Origin of the sequence: Undibacterium hunanense, from assembly GCF_014284335.1 — a bacterium.
GTDB classification, from domain to species: domain Bacteria; phylum Pseudomonadota; class Gammaproteobacteria; order Burkholderiales; family Burkholderiaceae_D; genus Undibacterium; species Undibacterium hunanense.
On sequence record NZ_JACOGF010000005.1, the window covers coordinates 316,698 to 332,922 of the forward strand.

The 16,225-nt window shown below is 50.7% G+C and carries 15 protein-coding genes; 6 read left to right on the forward strand and 9 right to left on the reverse strand.

The genetic code is table 11. From position 1 onward, the window contains the following. Positions 1 to 595: 595 nt before the first annotated feature. Positions 596 to 1,900 carry a hypothetical protein gene (locus H8L32_RS12560; RefSeq protein WP_186947561.1) on the reverse strand — a complete coding sequence of 435 codons (1,305 nt, stop codon included), beginning with the start codon at positions 1,898 to 1,900 and terminating at the stop codon, positions 596 to 598. A 239-nt stretch (positions 1,901 to 2,139) separates the two neighbouring features. On the opposite strand from H8L32_RS12560, the gene H8L32_RS12565 reads away from it, so the two are divergent. Both H8L32_RS12565 and H8L32_RS12570 read left to right on the forward strand, forming a co-directional pair. After that, a complete protein-coding gene (locus H8L32_RS12565; protein WP_222619337.1) occupies positions 2,140 to 2,532 on the forward strand; it encodes a hypothetical protein in 393 nt (130 codons plus the stop codon). An 82-nt stretch (positions 2,533 to 2,614) separates the two neighbouring features. After that, positions 2,615 to 2,956 (forward strand): metalloregulator ArsR/SmtB family transcription factor, encoded by a 342-nt coding sequence (locus H8L32_RS12570; protein ID WP_186947562.1) that lies wholly within the window; start codon positions 2,615 to 2,617, stop codon positions 2,954 to 2,956. Between the two features lie 18 nt (positions 2,957 to 2,974). Here the strand turns inward: H8L32_RS12570 and H8L32_RS12575 are convergent, their stop codons facing one another. The 4 genes from H8L32_RS12575 to H8L32_RS12590 all read right to left on the reverse strand — a co-directional run bounded on the left by H8L32_RS12575 (position 2,975) and on the right by H8L32_RS12590 (position 7,706). Beyond that, positions 2,975 to 3,286, reverse strand: a complete 312-nt coding sequence (locus tag H8L32_RS12575; protein WP_186947563.1) for a hypothetical protein — start codon at positions 3,284 to 3,286, stop codon at positions 2,975 to 2,977. Between the two features lie 145 nt (positions 3,287 to 3,431). Continuing rightward, complete coding sequence (locus tag H8L32_RS12580; protein ID WP_186947564.1) at positions 3,432 to 3,839, reverse strand: hypothetical protein; 408 nt, start codon at positions 3,837 to 3,839, stop codon at positions 3,432 to 3,434. 163 nt (positions 3,840 to 4,002) lie between these two features. Continuing rightward, positions 4,003 to 6,702 (reverse strand): S9 family peptidase, encoded by a 2,700-nt coding sequence (locus H8L32_RS12585; protein ID WP_186947565.1) that lies wholly within the window; start codon positions 6,700 to 6,702, stop codon positions 4,003 to 4,005. Between the two features lie 200 nt (positions 6,703 to 6,902). Further along, entirely contained in the window at positions 6,903 to 7,706 is an 804-nt protein-coding gene (locus tag H8L32_RS12590) for an AraC family transcriptional regulator (protein ID WP_186947566.1), read from the reverse strand. Between the two features lie 104 nt (positions 7,707 to 7,810). Here H8L32_RS12590 and H8L32_RS12595 point away from each other — a divergent pair, with 104 nt between their 5' ends. After that, entirely contained in the window at positions 7,811 to 8,503 is a 693-nt protein-coding gene (locus H8L32_RS12595; protein WP_186947567.1) for an aspartate/glutamate racemase family protein, read from the forward strand. Positions 8,504 to 8,510: 7 nt separating this feature from the next. On the opposite strand, the gene H8L32_RS12600 is transcribed toward H8L32_RS12595, so the two are convergent. Then, a complete protein-coding gene (locus H8L32_RS12600; protein ID WP_186947568.1) occupies positions 8,511 to 9,404 on the reverse strand; it encodes a DUF2785 domain-containing protein in 894 nt (297 codons plus the stop codon). A 304-nt stretch (positions 9,405 to 9,708) separates the two neighbouring features. Between H8L32_RS12600 and H8L32_RS12605 the strand changes: the two genes are divergently transcribed. The 3 genes from H8L32_RS12605 to H8L32_RS12615 are packed head-to-tail and all read left to right on the forward strand — an operon-like array spanning position 9,709 to position 11,923. Beyond that, positions 9,709 to 10,077, forward strand: a complete 369-nt coding sequence (locus tag H8L32_RS12605; RefSeq protein ID WP_186947569.1) for a GntR family transcriptional regulator — start codon at positions 9,709 to 9,711, stop codon at positions 10,075 to 10,077. Positions 10,078 to 10,121: 44 nt separating this feature from the next. Beyond that, entirely contained in the window at positions 10,122 to 10,979 is an 858-nt protein-coding gene (locus H8L32_RS12610) for an ABC transporter ATP-binding protein (RefSeq protein WP_186947637.1), read from the forward strand. Continuing rightward, the gene (locus tag H8L32_RS12615) at positions 10,976 to 11,923 is read left to right on the forward strand and encodes a hypothetical protein (RefSeq protein ID WP_186947570.1); all 948 of its coding nucleotides are present in this window, start codon (positions 10,976 to 10,978) and stop codon (positions 11,921 to 11,923) included. Before H8L32_RS12610 ends, H8L32_RS12615 begins: the two co-directional genes overlap by 4 nt. Before the next feature lie 61 nt (positions 11,924 to 11,984). Here the strand turns inward: H8L32_RS12615 and H8L32_RS12620 are convergent, their stop codons facing one another. From H8L32_RS12620 to xseA, 3 genes are all read right to left on the reverse strand, one after another. Next, entirely contained in the window at positions 11,985 to 12,857 is an 873-nt protein-coding gene (locus H8L32_RS12620; RefSeq protein ID WP_186947571.1) for a DMT family transporter, read from the reverse strand. Between the two features lie 201 nt (positions 12,858 to 13,058). Further along, a complete protein-coding gene (gene sodB, locus H8L32_RS12625; protein WP_186947572.1) occupies positions 13,059 to 13,637 on the reverse strand; it encodes a superoxide dismutase [Fe] in 579 nt (192 codons plus the stop codon). A 178-nt stretch (positions 13,638 to 13,815) separates the two neighbouring features. Continuing rightward, on the reverse strand, positions 13,816 to 15,177 hold the full coding sequence (gene xseA, locus H8L32_RS12630; RefSeq protein ID WP_186947573.1) for an exodeoxyribonuclease VII large subunit: 1,362 nt from the start codon (positions 15,175 to 15,177) through the stop codon (positions 13,816 to 13,818). Positions 15,178 to 16,225: the final 1,048 nt, after the last annotated feature.

A 16,225-nucleotide genomic window follows, 5' to 3' on the forward strand; every position in this document is an offset into this window, starting at 1 on the left:
GTTCAAGCCACAGCATACTGATCAAAACCTATGCAAAACCACCCAACTACTTTGCAACGCCAGCCGTACTTTTGTACTGTCAATTTGTATTGACTTCCTCGTGCCTTGGGGGAGCAATTTTGCGTAAGTCCTGCTTGTGTATCTGTTATGAATTCTAAGAAGTTGCCGTACGGAATCATCTGCAATCTGTATCTTAGTCAAAAAATTCTCAAAAGCAACTTTTAATTTAACTTTTTTTAATAATTAGGCCAAGAGCTTATTACAAAACCAAGATCGGATAAAAATCCTTGTCAGCCTGCTATTTCATTCTGATCAGTTTAGCAGGCGTCGTACTTAAATCTAGTTATTTTTGCAATTCATTCCAGATCACACAGGCGGCAATTATACCCGCCCGCTATTGGCATCAATTCGCATCAATTGTGAACAAGGATTAACTGTGACTCATCTCAGCCTGAGGGATGAAATGAGTCCGTTCTGGTAAGCAATTCTGCAGCCAATTCTGGCAAGCAATCACAAATTCAAATTGCAGGATCAGTCTTCAATTCAGTCTTCAAGCGCATTCTTCAAGCTCAGTTTTCAAGCTTAGTTCTCAAGCTCAGTTCTCAAGATAGATAACATTGATATCCAGCGTGATGAACAGGTTAGGATAGTCATCCCGTTTCACCACGACATGGAACACGCCGGATTTTTGCGGTGCAGTGTACAGGCCCAGCGGGGTGATGCTACCGCCATCAGCTTCGACCACGCTCCAGGTCACCGGTTGCCTGATGTAGGTGACATTCGGCGGGTAATTGTTGTCTGCTGTCAAGCCTATGCTGCTGCCTGGCATCAGCGTAATCAGGCGACCAGGCACGCTTAATACCGGCACAAAATTGGGTGAGCTGTTATCCACCACCACTGTGGCATTGACTGCGACGGTAGGATAATCTTCCCTTTGTGCCTGCACGTGGTAGGTGCCTGCCTTGGCTGGGGCGCTGTATTCACCATTGATGGTGATGCTGCCGCCTTCTGGTTCCAGCACTACCCATTTCACGGGCTGGCGCACATAGTTGACGTTCGGCGGATAATTCATTTCTGCGCTGAAAGTCAGTTTGCCGCCAGGGGCCATCAAAACGGCACCAGGAGTAATATTGATTTTCGGTGCATTGACCCAGATGCCAGGCCCGCTGCATGGCAGCGGCAAGCCATTCAGACCTGTCAGCACGCAACCTGGTTGGCCCAGGGTGACGATGTCTTTGCTGCTTGCGGCCTTGGTCAGCATCAGCAGGAAAGGGTCAAACAATTTGCCATCCATGTTCAGCTTCAGATTGTCCAAAGCCTTGTCTTGCGCATCGCCAGTGCCTGCACTGCCGGGTACTGCTGCCTTCAATGGCGTGGTGAAGAAATCGTCGATCTTGCTGGTGTCTGCCATCATGCTGATTGCCTGCGTGATCTCGATCTGGGCAGCCCTGCTGCTGTTGACGGTGACGGTTCTGGCAATGGCGTCAACATCAGGGGTGCTGAACACCGTGCTCATGCTGGTGCGCATCAATCTGGTGGACAACATTTCTGTCAAAGGCGTGAGGTTGATGACGCCGCCATTGATGCTGATGGCATGCAGTTTTCTGCTGTCGGCAGCATTGGTGACCTCCAGCACACAAGGCAGGGCTGCCGCTGTGCTGCTGCCGGTGCTGACAGTCATCTCAAAACTGCCGTCGGCAGCGGTTTTTGCCGTGCCGTTGCCGGCGCGACATTTGGCGCTGACGGTGGCGCCTGAAATGGCCATGCCGGTTGCCGCAGTGCCACGCAAGGCCAGGCTGGCACCAGGTGTGCTAATGCCTGCACCGACGCTGCCATTGCCACCACATGCCGCCAGCATCGCTGCCATGGTGCACAGGCCCAGTAGATTATGAGGTTTCATTGTTTTCCCGCTTTCTGTGATGAATTGACATCATCATAGAAGCTGCCGGGGAAAAAATACTGCCCAAAATGTCTGCAAATTGTCATCAATTTGTAGCGAGGGTGATTGGCGATTGAATTTGCTTTCTGCTTGTTTGCGTGGAACTCATTTCATCAATAAATATTATTGACATTAATCAATTAAGCAATTAACATATTAGTTAATTACTGAATTGTTGTTCAACCTTGAAGGAGTATGAAATGAGTATGGAGCTTAGTTATCTGATCTATTTAATTGTTTCTGTCGTCATGACAATATGGGTGGCAAGAACACTGTCTAAAAACGGTGAGGTATTCTTGGTAAAATGTTTTGGTCAGGATGAAGTTTTGGCAAAATCCACGAATCACTTACTGGTTGTCGGGTTTTATCTGATCAATGTCGGCTTGATTGCCATTCGTCTGGATGGCTGGCATATCGCGCCTGGCGACGGATTGATCCCCTATGTTGGTAGTAAAATAGGTGTGTCCGTACTCAGCCTGGGGGCCATGCATTTCTTTAACATGGTCATGATCGCGAAGTTTGGCAGAACGATTACCGGCTGGGTGAGAGTCAATGAATTACGTGAGCCTGAAAAGTTTTCTGCGCCTGCATAATGTGTTGCAGCCATTGCGCTGAATGTTTGAAGTAAAACCACTTGCCGCGCTTAGCGCGGCAATGGTCTTTTGAGAATGAATAATGTCTTCTGATAAGATTTTTGAAGCTTTGGCATCATCACCCCGCAGGCAGATACTTGCTTATTTATCTGAGCAGGAACTGACGGCCGGGGATATTGCCGCACGCTTTAAAATGAGTGCGCCAGCAATTTCCCGCCATTTGTCGGTGTTGGAAAATGCTGGGTTGATCACTGGTGAACGTCAGGGGCAGTTTGTGATGTACAAATTAAATGGCGATAGTCTGGTCAATACCCTGACGCAGTTCGCTTTTTCCATCTGCCCTGTTGGTGCGCCTCTCAAACGCGAAAGCAAGAAAGGCGCGCAGGCTGACACGGCTAAAACCAAGGCCGTGAACAAGATCTGATTCTGTAATTTCTTGGGTTTATTGCCTGTCCGTATTTTGTTCAACATACACGGTATGTACCGGTCTGCTCTTTGGCTTTGCCCTGGCCTGATTCTGGCCCATGCTCATGAGTACCACGGCCAGCAAGAGTTTCAGCAACACAAAGACGATAAACAGGGTAATGATCAGCGGAATGATGGCGATCAGCAGGGCGATGCCCACGCAGACCATCAGTACTTTTGGCAAAGGCGTACGCAACAGGCGCTCGCCTACTTTTTGTCCAATCTGACGAAATTCCTGTGCTACTTGTCTAAAAACTGAATACAGGTATTGGCGGGTGCTACTTTTCATAAGGTACTCCTGAGATGGTGCTTGCTTGCAATGAAGCGGTGTTGCCATTATCAGTAGACTGCCGCGAATAGTCTACGGTAATTTTCAAGAGAAATTGCCGATAACTGGTGCCGATAGCTGATGCTGATAGCGCAAGTACAAATAGTTATTGTGTGAGCCTGGATTCATAAAACTTGAGTGACTGTGTAAATTGCATGCAGGTTTTATGCGTGCGCCTTTCTGCCAGCCTGCGTTTGTCTATGTCATCCATTTTCTTCCATACCTCAACCATGGCCAGTTTGACTTCCGGTTTAGACAAACCCTTGTCTGTCATCAGGTGCTGCTCGATGGTGTTGACGGTTCGTTTGAGTACAGGGTCATTCTGGCGCTGCCATTTTTTCAGTGCAGGCAGAGCCTGGATGTTGAGTTTGTTTTCGCAGTAATCGCCCTCATTCGCTGCCGCCTGAAAAAATATCAGATTGTTGTACGCTTCATTGACGGTCATCGCATAGACATTACCATGCAGGCTGATGCTCATCATTAATACAACGCTTGATATCAGATAGGGTTTCATGTTGGAGCAGTCAGTATGGTCAATGAGGGCAGACCGTATTATCTGAATTCAGGCAGATTTGATCTACGGTAATCTTTGCAAAACATTACCATAGCCAACAAAGACAAAAAAGCGGCTGAGTTATTTCACTCAGCCGCTTTTTGTTTATTGACCTGCTGTTTACTTATTTGGCCTTGCCCAGATGCTGCAAAAAGAAGGCTTCATATTTCTTGTGCAAAGCCTTGGGCTTGACGGTGCCACCCAGGCCATGTTCGCCATCCGGATCAAGGAACAGGTCGACCAGGGTTTCCTTGCCGTTTTCCAGCAGGGCGCGATAGACATTGACGGTGTCCTGATACAGTACATTCGGATCCTGCATGCCGTGTACCAGCATCAGTGGTTTTTTCAGGCCGGCTGTCAAAGGCAGCAGGGAGTATTTGCGCAGGTTAGGCTTGCTGCGTTCGGTCTTGCCTATGGTGCGGCCACTGTACCAGCTATTGTAGTTTTCCCATTCTGTCGGGCCGGCACCGGCGATACCGGCAGCGAAGGTGTCAGGGCTGGTGTACATCGCGTACTGGGTCTGGAAGCCGCCAAAGCTCCAGCCTGTCAGGCCTATGCGTTTACCATCGACGCCCAGGTTCTTTTGCATGTACTTGGCCAGGTCTTCCAGGTCTTCGGTCTGCGGTTTGCCAGCCTGTTCCCAGTTGGCGTCGCTGAACTTGCGGCCATAATTGGAATGACCGCGCGGGTCCACGGCTACCGTCACATAACCATGCTTGGCTGCCATATACATGCCGAACATATAGGCGGTTTGCTGGAAGCTGTCAGTCTCGACGATATGTCTGTCATTCAGCGGGCCGCCATAGGTGTAGACGATGGCAGGGCGGTGGTCGGATGAACTGAGTCCGGCCGGTTTAAAAACATAGGCCTGGATCTTGTCGCCATGGCGATTGGTGAAGCTGAAACGTTCAGGGCGTTGCAGGTCTATCGCGTTCCATTGCGGGTCATGGCTTTGTGTCAGCGTGGTGGACTTGGCCTTGCTGATGTCCACCAGTTTCAATTCAGGACGGCTGGCCCATTGCCCTGCCATGCTGGCCAGCTTGTCGCCGCTGTCGGTGACGGTGCTGGTACGGTGGAAATCACCGGTCTGGCCGACGGCCTTCATGTCGCCTGTTGCCAGGTCAACCTTGTAGGCATTCATTGCTGCAAAATCATCCTTGTTGGCAAGTATGAACATGGATTTGCTGTCTGCGCTGAAACCGATGATGTTGTGCGCTTCGAAATCGCCTTTCAGTACTGGCTTGGCGCTGCCATTGGTAACGTCAATCACATATGGCTGACGATAGCCCTGGTCATCCAGTACGGCGATCAATTGCTGGCTGTCTGGTGTAAAGCGGGGGGCCAGCACGTTGACGACTTCATGGCCGACATTGCCGCGTCTTTCCAGTACCATTTGTGGCTTGACGCCTTCTTCTGCCTTGCCGACATAGATGCGCAGCAAGTCTTTTTCGCGTTCCCAGGTAGAGAAGGTGTAGCGGCTGCCGTCCTTGGCCCAACTGACCGGGCTCATTTCAAACCAGACATCGCCACCATCATTGGTGAAGACGGGTTGTGGCTGGCGTGCAGAGGCATCACCCACGCGACGTATGTACAGGGCGGTTGCCGGTATCTTGCGTTTGTCATCCGACACTTCGCGCGACACTTTTTTTGCAGTGGCGAAGCGTTCGCTGTAGTTCATGATTTCGACCTGGCGTTCAGACGGTGGTGCCGGTTTGCCGTTTTCTGGTTTTGCATCCGGTGCTTCGGCAGAGATGGCCATCCATTGCTTGTCTTCGCTCAGCACGGTATTGGCGATGCGGTATTTTTTGTCGGCATCGTCAGGGTGTATCAGTTCACGATTCAACTGGCGGATGGCGCTCTTGTCAAAGCTGGCGTTGAACAGGCGTTTTTCATCCATGTAGATATAGCCATTGTCATCTGCCTGATACGCGACGATGCGTTCTGGTTTGTCGGTCTGGGTCAGGCGTTCTATCTTGCCATCAGCCGCGTTCAGGCGGAACAGGTCGCCACGGTACTGGAAGATCAGTTCATTCTTTTTATTTGCCCAGGCCAGGGCATCGACGCCAGGGTAGAGGTCACTTGGTTTGAGTTTTTCTTTTTCCAGTTTCTTTTTCAGTTCGTCACGCAGTTCCCAGACTTCTTTTACCTTGTTGTCGTCTTTCTTTTCATCCTTCTTTTCATCCTTCTTTTCGTCTTTCTTGTCGCCGTCGGCTTTGGCTACGCTGGCGGTACCGGTTTTAGCTGCTGCTGCCGCGGCTTTTTCCCTTGCCGCTTCGGCATCTGTTTCTGCTTTTTTAGCGGCGTCTTTGGCTTTTTTCTCGGCCAGTTCACGCTTGACTTCTTCCAGCGCAGCTTCTTCCCACTGCATCAGGTTAACTTTTTCACCACGCAGATAAGCGGCCTGGGCTTCGGCCTTTGCCTGGCGTTCGGCTTCTTCTTTTTCTTTTTGTGCGGCTTTTTTGTCGAAGCGTTCCCAGTCTTCTGGCGCATCGTAGGTTTTCATCAGGGCGGGTGAGGTAATGCGTTTGGTTTCACCGGTCTGGGTGTCATGCACATATAAATCAAAACCATTTTCACCGAAAGGATTCCAGGTGTAGGCCAGGTAACGACCATCCTTACTGAACTGAATCACGCGTGCTGGCTGGCCTGCATAGCCTTTGGCGCGGTATACCTGTTCCAACGTCAGGTCGACTGGCTTGATTTTGGCAACATTGGCAACAGCGGATACTGCCGGTGCAGCTTGTGCCGTTTCTTGCGGAAACAGCAGACTGGCCGCGCCGCTGAAAGCAAGCGCAATACTGACGGTGAGAATTTTCGGAGACATAGTAAGAACCTTGGTTTTAGTTTAATTAGCAGGTATGGGGTAGATAAAGAGGTGATGCGCAAATAGCGATGTTATCAAGCAATAGACGAAATTAACGCATTTTCCATAGACAAATGTCTGTGGAAACAGTTCCTCGGGAAAATGTTTTCGATGAAAATCGGTAGAAAATTTGCTTTTGCATTGTCTGAACGCGGATCGGTTCAGTTTTTTGCTTGAATCAGCGCTGATTTGCGGTATTGCCGGGGGCTAGCACCCAGCATGGATTTGAAGTGACTGCCGAGATGGGATTGATGCGCAAAACCACAATCCGCAGCGATATCGGCGATGCTTGCATTGCTATTCTTCAGCAAGCGCCTGGCTTTTTGCAATCTGCGTTCGGTGATGTAGGCATGGGGTGTGCTGCCCGTGGCATGACTGAAACTGCGCAAGAAACGCAGCAAGGGCATGCCTGCCAATGATGCCAATTCTTCCAGATGAATCTGGGTATCGAGGTTATCTTCGATGTAGTCGAGTATGCGTCCATGTAATGTGCGATCAGCCGCGTAGTCACTGGCAGTGGCACTGTGCTGGCTTGCCAATGATGCAAGCTTAAGGCCGCGTTGTAAAAACAATCCTGCTTTTTCTTCCAGAAGCAGTGGGTCACAATTTGTCTGGTGTAGCAGATAACGTAATTGCCAGGCCAGCGTTACAGCCTGTTTGTCGCCATGGAAGATCTGGCGCGGCAAGCTTGTATGCAAGTCAGGTTGCAAATCTGGTTTGGTGGCATGCATCAGCAGATATTCACCCCCATGAGATGATTCTGAAAACACCGGCAAACCAGCCGCAGCAAGGGCCAGGTCACCCGGCCAGGCATCAAAGTCCTGGCGCACATCGCTGTCTATGGCGTGCACACCGGTCTGGCGTGCAAATGCCAGGCCCAGGCTGGGACAGGACGATATGCCATTCACTGAATAGGGTGAGGCGGGCAATAGTTCCAGCGTGGCCCAGGGTATGTCCATCTTCATGGTAAAGCTTCCTGCTGAAATTTCCTGATAGCGTAGAAAAAGCGGTCTGCTTATTATAGGGGCGAAATCAACCATAAAAGCTAAATCAAACTACAGGAGTTGCAATGAAAACCATAGGCCTGATCGGTGGCATGAGCTGGGAATCCACCATTCCATATTACCGCCTGATCAATGAAACCATCAAAGAAAAACTGGGTGGCCTGCATTCGGCCAGGATCATCCTGTACAGCGTGGATTTTCATGAAATAGAAAGACTGCAATATGCGGGTGACTGGGATGCCGCTGGCGTCATCCTGGCGCAGGTTTCTCGTTCGCTGGAACTGGCGGGGGCAGATTTTCTGGTGCTGTGTACCAATACCATGCACAAGCTGGCAGCGAGTATTGAATCTGCGGTGGCTATTCCGCTATTTCATATTGCTGACCCGACTGCGCAAGCCATCAGGCAGGCTGGCTTTGGCAAGATTGGGTTGCTGGGCACGCGCTTTACCATGGAACAGGATTTTTATCGTGAACGTCTGCGCAGCCAGCATGGTCTGGACGTGCTGGTTCCAGCACTTGCAGACCGTGGCATCGTGCATCAGATTATTTACGAAGAACTGTGCCTGGGTAAAATCAATGCGACATCGCGTGAGCATTACCGTCGCATCATGGCGGGGCTGATAGAAAACGGGGCCGAAGCCATCATCCTTGGCTGCACCGAGATATCCCTGCTGGTCAGCCAGGAGGATGCCAGCGTGCCACTGTTTGATACGACGGCCATTCATGCACGCGGTGCTGCCGAATGGGCATTGCTGTGAATGTACGCTAGTTCACCTTGCGCAATGCTTCCCGCAACGCCGGCAAGAAATTTTCCTTCATTGCCGGATCGGTGTTTTCTCTGACAGAAAAATACAGTGGCAGCAAAAAGGCGCTGACATTATGTCTTTGTGCCAGCCTTGCCATTGTATAAGGCCCAGGCTGTATGCTGTTTTCCATCAGTTTATTGAACCACATATTCCAGTCACGCATGCCGAAGCTGGGTGTTTTTGCCAGAAAAAACACGGCCGTCATCAGGCGGACGCCTTCACCATACTGGTAAAAATGCGTGGATGGCGCAATTTGGGTAGTGATGGCTGCCAGCATGGTTTCATGCTGCGGTTTTTCTATCGCAGGATTCATCGCCAGTTGCAGCATCAGGTCGGCACTGTGGGCAATGCCATGGCGCCAGCCTTCTTTTTCATCAAAGCCACGATAGTCACGCAGATTAGTCAGGTAATGGCTGCCTGCATTGACGATGTCTATACGTTCTTCCGCCGACAGATAGGGTTTGCGTCTGTCCACGCGTACCAGCTCGGCCAGTGTCAGGATGGCAAACGGACGCAGGAAACTGGTTTCTTCTGCGGCGGGCGCCTGTACCGCATTCAGCATCCTGATACGCAGGGCGGTCAGGGTAGGCACTGTCAGTTTCTCGGCGCGCATCCAGGCGGACAGCGCATCAAAGGCCAGTTCGTCCCGCAGTTCCGGGTTGCTCACACCCAGGCAATCTGCTGCTGACAGTGCCAGTTGCTGGCGCTTGTCATCGTCGGCCAGTTTCCAGCCATCCGCTTTCGCGGCCTTCAACTCATTGTGTAGAGCTGAGTTTGGCTGGCAATCGGCATGGGCAGTTGCCGTTACTGCAAATAGTAAGCACAGGCAGAGCAGTGACTTCAGGTGATGCATGGTGAATGTCCGTATCAAAGAGGCAGGAAAGTGAGCTAGAGGCTGTTGCAAAATTAAGCTGGCGTTGTTGCGTTGCCTTGGCGTACTAAAGTACTGTCTGCGGCAACGACGCCTAGCCAGCTTAATTTTGCAACAGCCTCTAAGTTTGCCACGCCGGGTAAGTCTTGTCATAGCCCACAAAAAACTTGTGCATAAAGTATTGAGTTGGTGTTATAGTTAACTACAACACTAATCGACAAATGGTGAGGCACGAGATAAGCGGGATTCGTGTTGCCTCATATGGTCCATAAAGGAAGGTGCAAGCATGAGTGTTAACTGGAACGATCAGACGCCGATTTACCGGCAATTGAAACAGCGCGTGCTGGGCATGATGCTGGATGGCTTGTTGAAGCCGGGGGATGCCTTGCCTTCGGTCAGACAGGTTGCGGCAGAGTATCAGCTCAATCCTATCACCGTCCTGAAGGCGTATCAGGAATTGGTGGATGAAGAATTGGTCGAAAAACGAAGAGGGGTGGGCATGTATATGACAGCAACAGCGCTCGATAAATTACTGGCGAATGAACGCCAGCGTTTCATTGATGAAGAATGGCCAGCCATGCTGGAACGCATACGCAGGCTGGGGCTGGATGTGCAGCAATTGCCGGGCTTGCAGGATAAGGGGGAAGCGAAATGACCAGCGTAGCGGATATCAAACAGGACAGCTCACAGAACAGCTTAATGCCTGGCGTCATTTCAGCCCGCAACATCAGCAAGCAATATGGAAAACAGCGTGTGCTCGATAACCTGAACTTTGAGATTGCACCCGGTCGCATCGTCGGCCTGATAGGGCCGAATGGTTCAGGCAAGACCACGACACTCAAGGCGATACTGGGCCTGGGTGATTTTGATGGCGACATGCAGGTGTTGGGCCTGGACCCGCGTACCCAGCGTGATGCGCTGATGAATGATGTCTGCTTCATCGCCGATGTGGCTATTTTGCCGCGCTGGCTCAAGGTCAAGGACGCGATTGCTTTTGTCGAAGGTGTACACCCCAAATTCAACCGTGCCAGGGCCGAGCAATATATTGCCAAGACCAAGTTGAAGCCAAACATGAAGGTCAAGGCCATGTCCAAAGGCATGGTGGCGCAATTGCACCTTGCCCTCATCATGGCCATCGATGCGAAATTGCTGGTGCTGGACGAACCGACTTTAGGTCTGGATATTTTGTATCGCAAGCAGTTTTATCAAAATCTGCTGGAAGATTATTTTGATGAAAACAAGAGCATCGTCATCACCACCCATCAGGTGGAAGAGGTGGAGCATATCCTCAGCGATGTGATCTTCATCGATGAAGGAAAAATCGTGCTTGATACCAGCATGGAACAACTGGCAGAACGCTTTGTTGAAGTCCTCATCAACCCGGATCAGATGGCGCAGGCAACGGCCCTTAAACCCTTGAGCCAGCGTACGGTTTTCGGCAAATCAGCCATGCTGTTTGAAAACGTAGGTACAGACATATTGCGTGCCCTGGGTGACATTCGCCAGCCGGGCATTGCAGAAATTTATCTCGCCACCATGAAAGGAGCGCAAGCATGAAAAAACTGATGTGGCTGATACGCCGTGAGTATTGGGAAAACAAGGCAATGCTCCTCTGGTCAAATGCAGCGGTGGCTGCGCTGCTGGTGATCGTGTTTGCCTCACTCAGGGGCAGGCCCAGCTATCAATTTGAAGGGCAGGTTGTGGAGCCTGCGGTCATGACTGCAGCGCAGATCAGTTATGTGATCAAGGGGCTTAACGAATCTTTTTATCTGCCATTGTCGCTGCTGGGGGTACTTTTGCCCATACTGATTGGCGTGTATTGCCTGGGCTCTTTATATAATGAGCGGGATGACAGAAGTGTGCTGTTCTGGAAGTCGATGCCGGTCTCGGGAACTACCACTGTTCTGTCCAAAGTGCTGTTTGCCTTGTTGTTGTTTCCGCTCGCGACTTTGGTGTTTTCCCTGATCGCTGGCATACCGATCTTTTTGAGTTTTGGCATACGCTTGCAAACGAGTGGTATCCAGACGAATGTATTCAGCGCAGCTTTCCAGGACAGTGATATGTTACTGACGCCTTTGAAAATGATCTCGCTTTTGCCAGTTTATATGCTGTGGGCTTTGCCTACGGTAGGCTGGTTGATGATGGTGTCAGCCTGGGCCAAAACCAAACCCATCCTTTGGGCAATATGCATACCGATGCTGACAGTATGGTTGATCTACATAGTTAGCAAGAACCTGGATTTGGGTTTGAATATTCGTTGGTTGAACTTCAATATTATCGGTCGTGGTTTGATGAGCATTCTTCCTGCGTCGTGGATCGCTTATCAGAAAGTCGACAGCCCGCAAATTGACTATGCTCACTCCCTCACTGCCTGGTCAGGGGATATGTATGGGCCGTCGTTGGAGATGCTGGGAAAATCCGAGCTATGGGTAGGTGCCATCATCGGTATCGCCATGCTGGCAGTTGCCGTCTTCTTGCGGCAAAAAAGGGACGTGAGCTAAATATGAAACAGACGCGCAGCAAGCGGTTGTTGCGCGTCTTTCCTTGTCTTTTTTTGTTTTTTTATTTTGCCGGCCTCACCACCAGCGCTACACCGGCCAGTGCCACGACCATGCCAAGTATCGCTGTCATTGTCAGCTTTTCACCAAACATCAACCAGGCCATGGCGGCGGTGACTGCTGGCACCAGGTACATGTAGCTGGTGACCTTGGTGGCTTCGCCATGCCGTATCATTATGAACAGCACCGAGATACCAACACCGGACAGGACAAATACCGACCAGGCCATGGCAGCAAAAAATTGCGGTGTCCAGATGATGGTCTGGGTTTCCAGCATCAGCGCAAACGGCAGAGTGACGATGAGGGAAGCGGCAAACTGTATGACTTGCCCGGTCCTGACATCAAAGCTGGGGCAGGTTTTTTTCTGATACAGCGTGCCTATGGTCATGGCAGTCAGTGCCATCACAGCCAGTGCCACGCTGCTGCCTGACAAGCCGATGACCGATATTTTATTTGCCACCACCAGTGCCACGCCACAAATGCCCAATGCCAGCCCGGCCCATTGTTTGCCGTAAATGCGTTCACCAATGGCGGGGCCCAGCAATGCCGTGAAAATGGGCTGGGTATTGGCGATCAATGCGGCTACACCTGCCGGCATGCCGAGTTTGACGGCGCACCAGATGCCGCCCAGATACATGGCCTGCATCATGACGCCGGCAATCGCGATGGGTAGCCACACACGGCGTTCTGGCCAGGGGGCGCGCATGGCCAGTGCCAGCACCAGCATGAAGATGATCACGCCCAGATAACGCAGGCATAAAAACGTCAGCGGTTCGGCATAGGGCAGGCCATATTTGGCAACCACGTAACCAGATGCCCAGATGAAAATGAAAATGGCGGGGAGGAAGCGTAACAGGGGTGAGGCTTTGGTATGCATGGATGTAAGTAGTGGCAAAGAGTTGTCCAGAATGATTATCCGTCAACTCGTGAAGAGGCATGATCTTCGCACAGACACATGAAACGATGGGTGAAAAAAAACCTGCGATGCTTGTGCAAGCGCAGGTTTTTTTCATCTGTCACGCGTATTTCACGCGTATGTTACCTGTATGTCACGATGCTGGCATCATGACAAGCTGGCTCAGCCCAGGTTTGCTGTCGCAAAATCCCAGTTAACCAGTGCCCAGAATGCTTCCAGGTATTTTGGACGTGCATTGCGGTAGTCGATGTAGTAAGCGTGTTCCCACAGATCGCAAGTCAGCAGCGGTGTGTCGGCTGTTGTCAGTGGTGTGGCTGCATTGGATGTGTTGACGATATCCAGTGTGCCATCGGCTTTTTTGACCAGCCATGTCCAGGAAGAACCGAAGTTGCCTACGCAAGACTTGGTGAATGCATCTTTGAACGCATCGAAAGAACCCCATTTGGCATTGATGGCATCAGCCAGTTTGCCGCTTGGTGCGCCGCCGCCTTCAGGTTTCAGGCCGTTCCAGTAGAAAGTGTGGTTCCAGATCTGGGCTGAGTTATTGAACACGCCGCCAGAAGATTTCTTGACGATTTCTTCCAGTGTGGAATTTTCAAATTCTGTACCCTTGATCAGGTTGTTCAGATTGGTCACATAGGTCTGGTGATGCTTGCCATAGTGATATTCCAGCGTTTCTTTGGAAATATGTGGAGCCAGAGCGTCCAGTGCATAGGGCAGTGCCGGTAAGGTATGTTCCATATCGCGTCCTTTTATAGTGAGTCTATCCATTTCCGGCAATCCGGAAAAGCCAGACCAACATTGTAAGCTTTTGTACAAAAGCTTGCACGCAGACTGATGCAAAGGGGCCCGCTACTTTCCAAAATGATCAAGTGGATGAGTTTCAACCAGGCTGGCGCATTTATTCGCCAGTCCGCCTTCAATCCAGGCTTGCCTGTACGCTGCTGATACATATATCCGCAGTACCTTCGGCTAGCCTTACCTGTAGCAGGGTTTGCGGTTTCAGTTCAGCGGTGTTGCGCAAGACCTTGCCTTTATGATCACTGAGTATGGCATAACCGCGTTCCAGCGTGCGCTGGGGGTTCAGCATTTCCAGTTGGGCTTGCAGGGTTTGTAATCGCTGGCGATTGGTGTCCTGATGGCGTTTGGCGGCATTTTGCAGGCGTCGCTGCCATTCGGCCAGTATCAGCCTGGGTGTGGCAACGCCGGGGCGTTGCGCCTGCCAGGCTTGCTTCAATTGTGCCAGTTCATGCCTGGCCTGATTCAGGCTGGTGCTGGCGGTATAGCTGAGTGAGCGCGCCAGTTGGGTAACATGCAGGCGGCGGGCAGCAATTGCCGCTTTGGGGCTGAGCAAGCGGCGGCTTTGCCAGTCCAGGGTCTGGGCGTGATGATCGAGGCGCCTGTGCATGCTGCGGCTGAGCAACTGGGCCTGGCGCTGTAATAGCTGCATCCATTCACTTCGTGGTGTGGCTGCCAGTTCGGCTGCTGCCGTTGGGGTGGCGGCGCGCACATCAGCGGCAAAATCGGCAATGGTGAAGTCGGTTTCATGGCCGATGCCGGCAATTACGGGCATAGGGCAGTTGACGATGGTGCGGGCAACAATCTCCTCATTGAAGGCCCACAGGTCTTCCATGCTACCGCCACCACGGCAGACCAGCAGTACATCACATTCTTCACGCGCAGCGGCAGAGGCAATGGCCTGCGCTATTTTTAAGCCGGCACCTTCACCCTGCACCGGGGTCGGGTACAGGATCACGTTGACATGCGGTGCACGTCGCTGCAAGGTGGTCAGTACGTCACGCAAGGCGGCGGCCTGCGGACTGGTGACTATACCTATGGTCCGCACGAATGTTGGCAGGGGGCGCTTGCGGTCGGCATCAAACAGGCCTTCCTGTGTCAGTTGCGCTTTCAGGCGCAAGAAGGCTTCATACAGATTGCCGACACCGGCGCGGCGTATGGCTTCTACGCTGAGCTGGTAATCACCGCGTGGTGCATACAGGGTGACCAGGGCACGCACTTCGACCTTGTCGCCCTCTTTGGGCTGGAAGTCGGCATATTGGGCGCGGCCACGGAACATCACCGCCCGGACCTGTGCCGCATTGTCTTTCAGCGTGAAATACCAATGTCCAGAAGCGGCGCGGGTAAAGTTGGATATTTCGCCGGAAACCCATGTCAGCGGCAGGTTGCGTTCCAAAAGCTGCGCCACAGCTTGGTTCAACGCCGAAACTGTCATTACAGATGGCGTGTTTACTGGGTTTGCAAAACGAGAATCAGTATTCATAAAGCTTGGCGGCGTAAATTCTGTCCACAGAAGCGTGGATTGGTCATCAGCATGTCATTTTGCCTCTGCAATGTCAAAAGAAATGAAAGTTTAGCTTCTAAGTCATTGATTTTTAATATGAATCGATCTGCAAAAGAATAAGGCAATATGAAAATTCTCTTTCAAATCAAGGACCTTGCGGTGATTTGCCAAGCTTGTACACAAACTTATCCACAGAAATTGTGATTAAGCTGTTGAAAACTTTTTGCCAACAGTTAGCCCTGCATTTGCTCAAAATATTGGCACTGAAGTAATGTCGAATGAAATCAATGGCTTACGATGTTTCCCTATGCTTTTACACAAACTTGTCCACACATTTTGTGCAGAAAGCGGGTTTATACACATGAAAAATGTCAAATAAGGCAATTAAATATTTATTTTCCACTGTTTATGCTACTTGCCACTTTTTTAGGCGTGACAATTTTCTGATTATAAATCAATGACTTGATCACATCTCCACGGCTTTTTCACAATCTTGTCCACACAATTTGTGCAAAACATCGGTTTTGTCCCCAGCGTATATTTTTAACGTTGCTGTTTTACACACTTTTACACCCCTGAGTGAGCAAATCGCTGTGGAAAACCCGATAATGAAGGATTTGCCTGTTTTTCTGGCAGTGGATAATCCTGTATATAAATCATGGACTTAGTGGGTTTGCCGTGGGTAATGCACAATCTTGTCCACATTTTTTGTGCAAAACAAAAGGGGTTTTCCACAGGAGTTTTTGTTTGCTGAAAACTTGTGCAGAAAAGCCCCAAATACGCCTTATGCCTAAATTATTAGCATGGCGATAATCTTCTTTGAAATCATGGGCTTGGCAAACTGTACCCGGCTTTTGCACAAACTTGTCCACATATTATGTGCAGAATCACGCCCCGGAACAGGCGGAAAAATAACAATATATCCACAGAATGGCTGTGCCTATTTCTTTGGCACCGATGAAAAATCCATACAAATCATGGGTTTAGTTGAATTGCACAGACTTATCCACAAGCTTGCACACAGATT

Excerpts from the sequence above, each read along its gene's own strand:
- H8L32_RS12560 (WP_186947561.1), bottom strand. The coding sequence starts at position 1,900 with ATGAAACCTCATAATCTACTGGGCCTGTGCACCATGGCAGCGATGCTG.
- H8L32_RS12565 (WP_222619337.1), top strand. The coding sequence starts at position 2,140 with ATGAGTATGGAGCTTAGTTATCTGATCTATTTAATTGTTTCTGTCGTC.
- H8L32_RS12570 (WP_186947562.1), top strand. The coding sequence starts at position 2,615 with ATGTCTTCTGATAAGATTTTTGAAGCTTTGGCATCATCACCCCGCAGG.
- H8L32_RS12575 (WP_186947563.1), bottom strand. The coding sequence starts at position 3,286 with ATGAAAAGTAGCACCCGCCAATACCTGTATTCAGTTTTTAGACAAGTA.
- H8L32_RS12580 (WP_186947564.1), bottom strand. The coding sequence starts at position 3,839 with ATGAAACCCTATCTGATATCAAGCGTTGTATTAATGATGAGCATCAGC.
- H8L32_RS12585 (WP_186947565.1), bottom strand. The coding sequence starts at position 6,702 with ATGTCTCCGAAAATTCTCACCGTCAGTATTGCGCTTGCTTTCAGCGGC.
- H8L32_RS12590 (WP_186947566.1), bottom strand. The coding sequence starts at position 7,706 with ATGAAGATGGACATACCCTGGGCCACGCTGGAACTATTGCCCGCCTCA.
- H8L32_RS12595 (WP_186947567.1), top strand. The coding sequence starts at position 7,811 with ATGAAAACCATAGGCCTGATCGGTGGCATGAGCTGGGAATCCACCATT.
- H8L32_RS12600 (WP_186947568.1), bottom strand. The coding sequence starts at position 9,404 with ATGCATCACCTGAAGTCACTGCTCTGCCTGTGCTTACTATTTGCAGTA.
- H8L32_RS12605 (WP_186947569.1), top strand. The coding sequence starts at position 9,709 with ATGAGTGTTAACTGGAACGATCAGACGCCGATTTACCGGCAATTGAAA.
- H8L32_RS12610 (WP_186947637.1), top strand. The coding sequence starts at position 10,122 with ATGCCTGGCGTCATTTCAGCCCGCAACATCAGCAAGCAATATGGAAAA.
- H8L32_RS12615 (WP_186947570.1), top strand. The coding sequence starts at position 10,976 with ATGAAAAAACTGATGTGGCTGATACGCCGTGAGTATTGGGAAAACAAG.
- H8L32_RS12620 (WP_186947571.1), bottom strand. The coding sequence starts at position 12,857 with ATGCATACCAAAGCCTCACCCCTGTTACGCTTCCTCCCCGCCATTTTC.
- sodB (WP_186947572.1), bottom strand. The coding sequence starts at position 13,637 with ATGGAACATACCTTACCGGCACTGCCCTATGCACTGGACGCTCTGGCT.
- xseA (WP_186947573.1), bottom strand. The coding sequence starts at position 15,177 with ATGAATACTGATTCTCGTTTTGCAAACCCAGTAAACACGCCATCTGTA.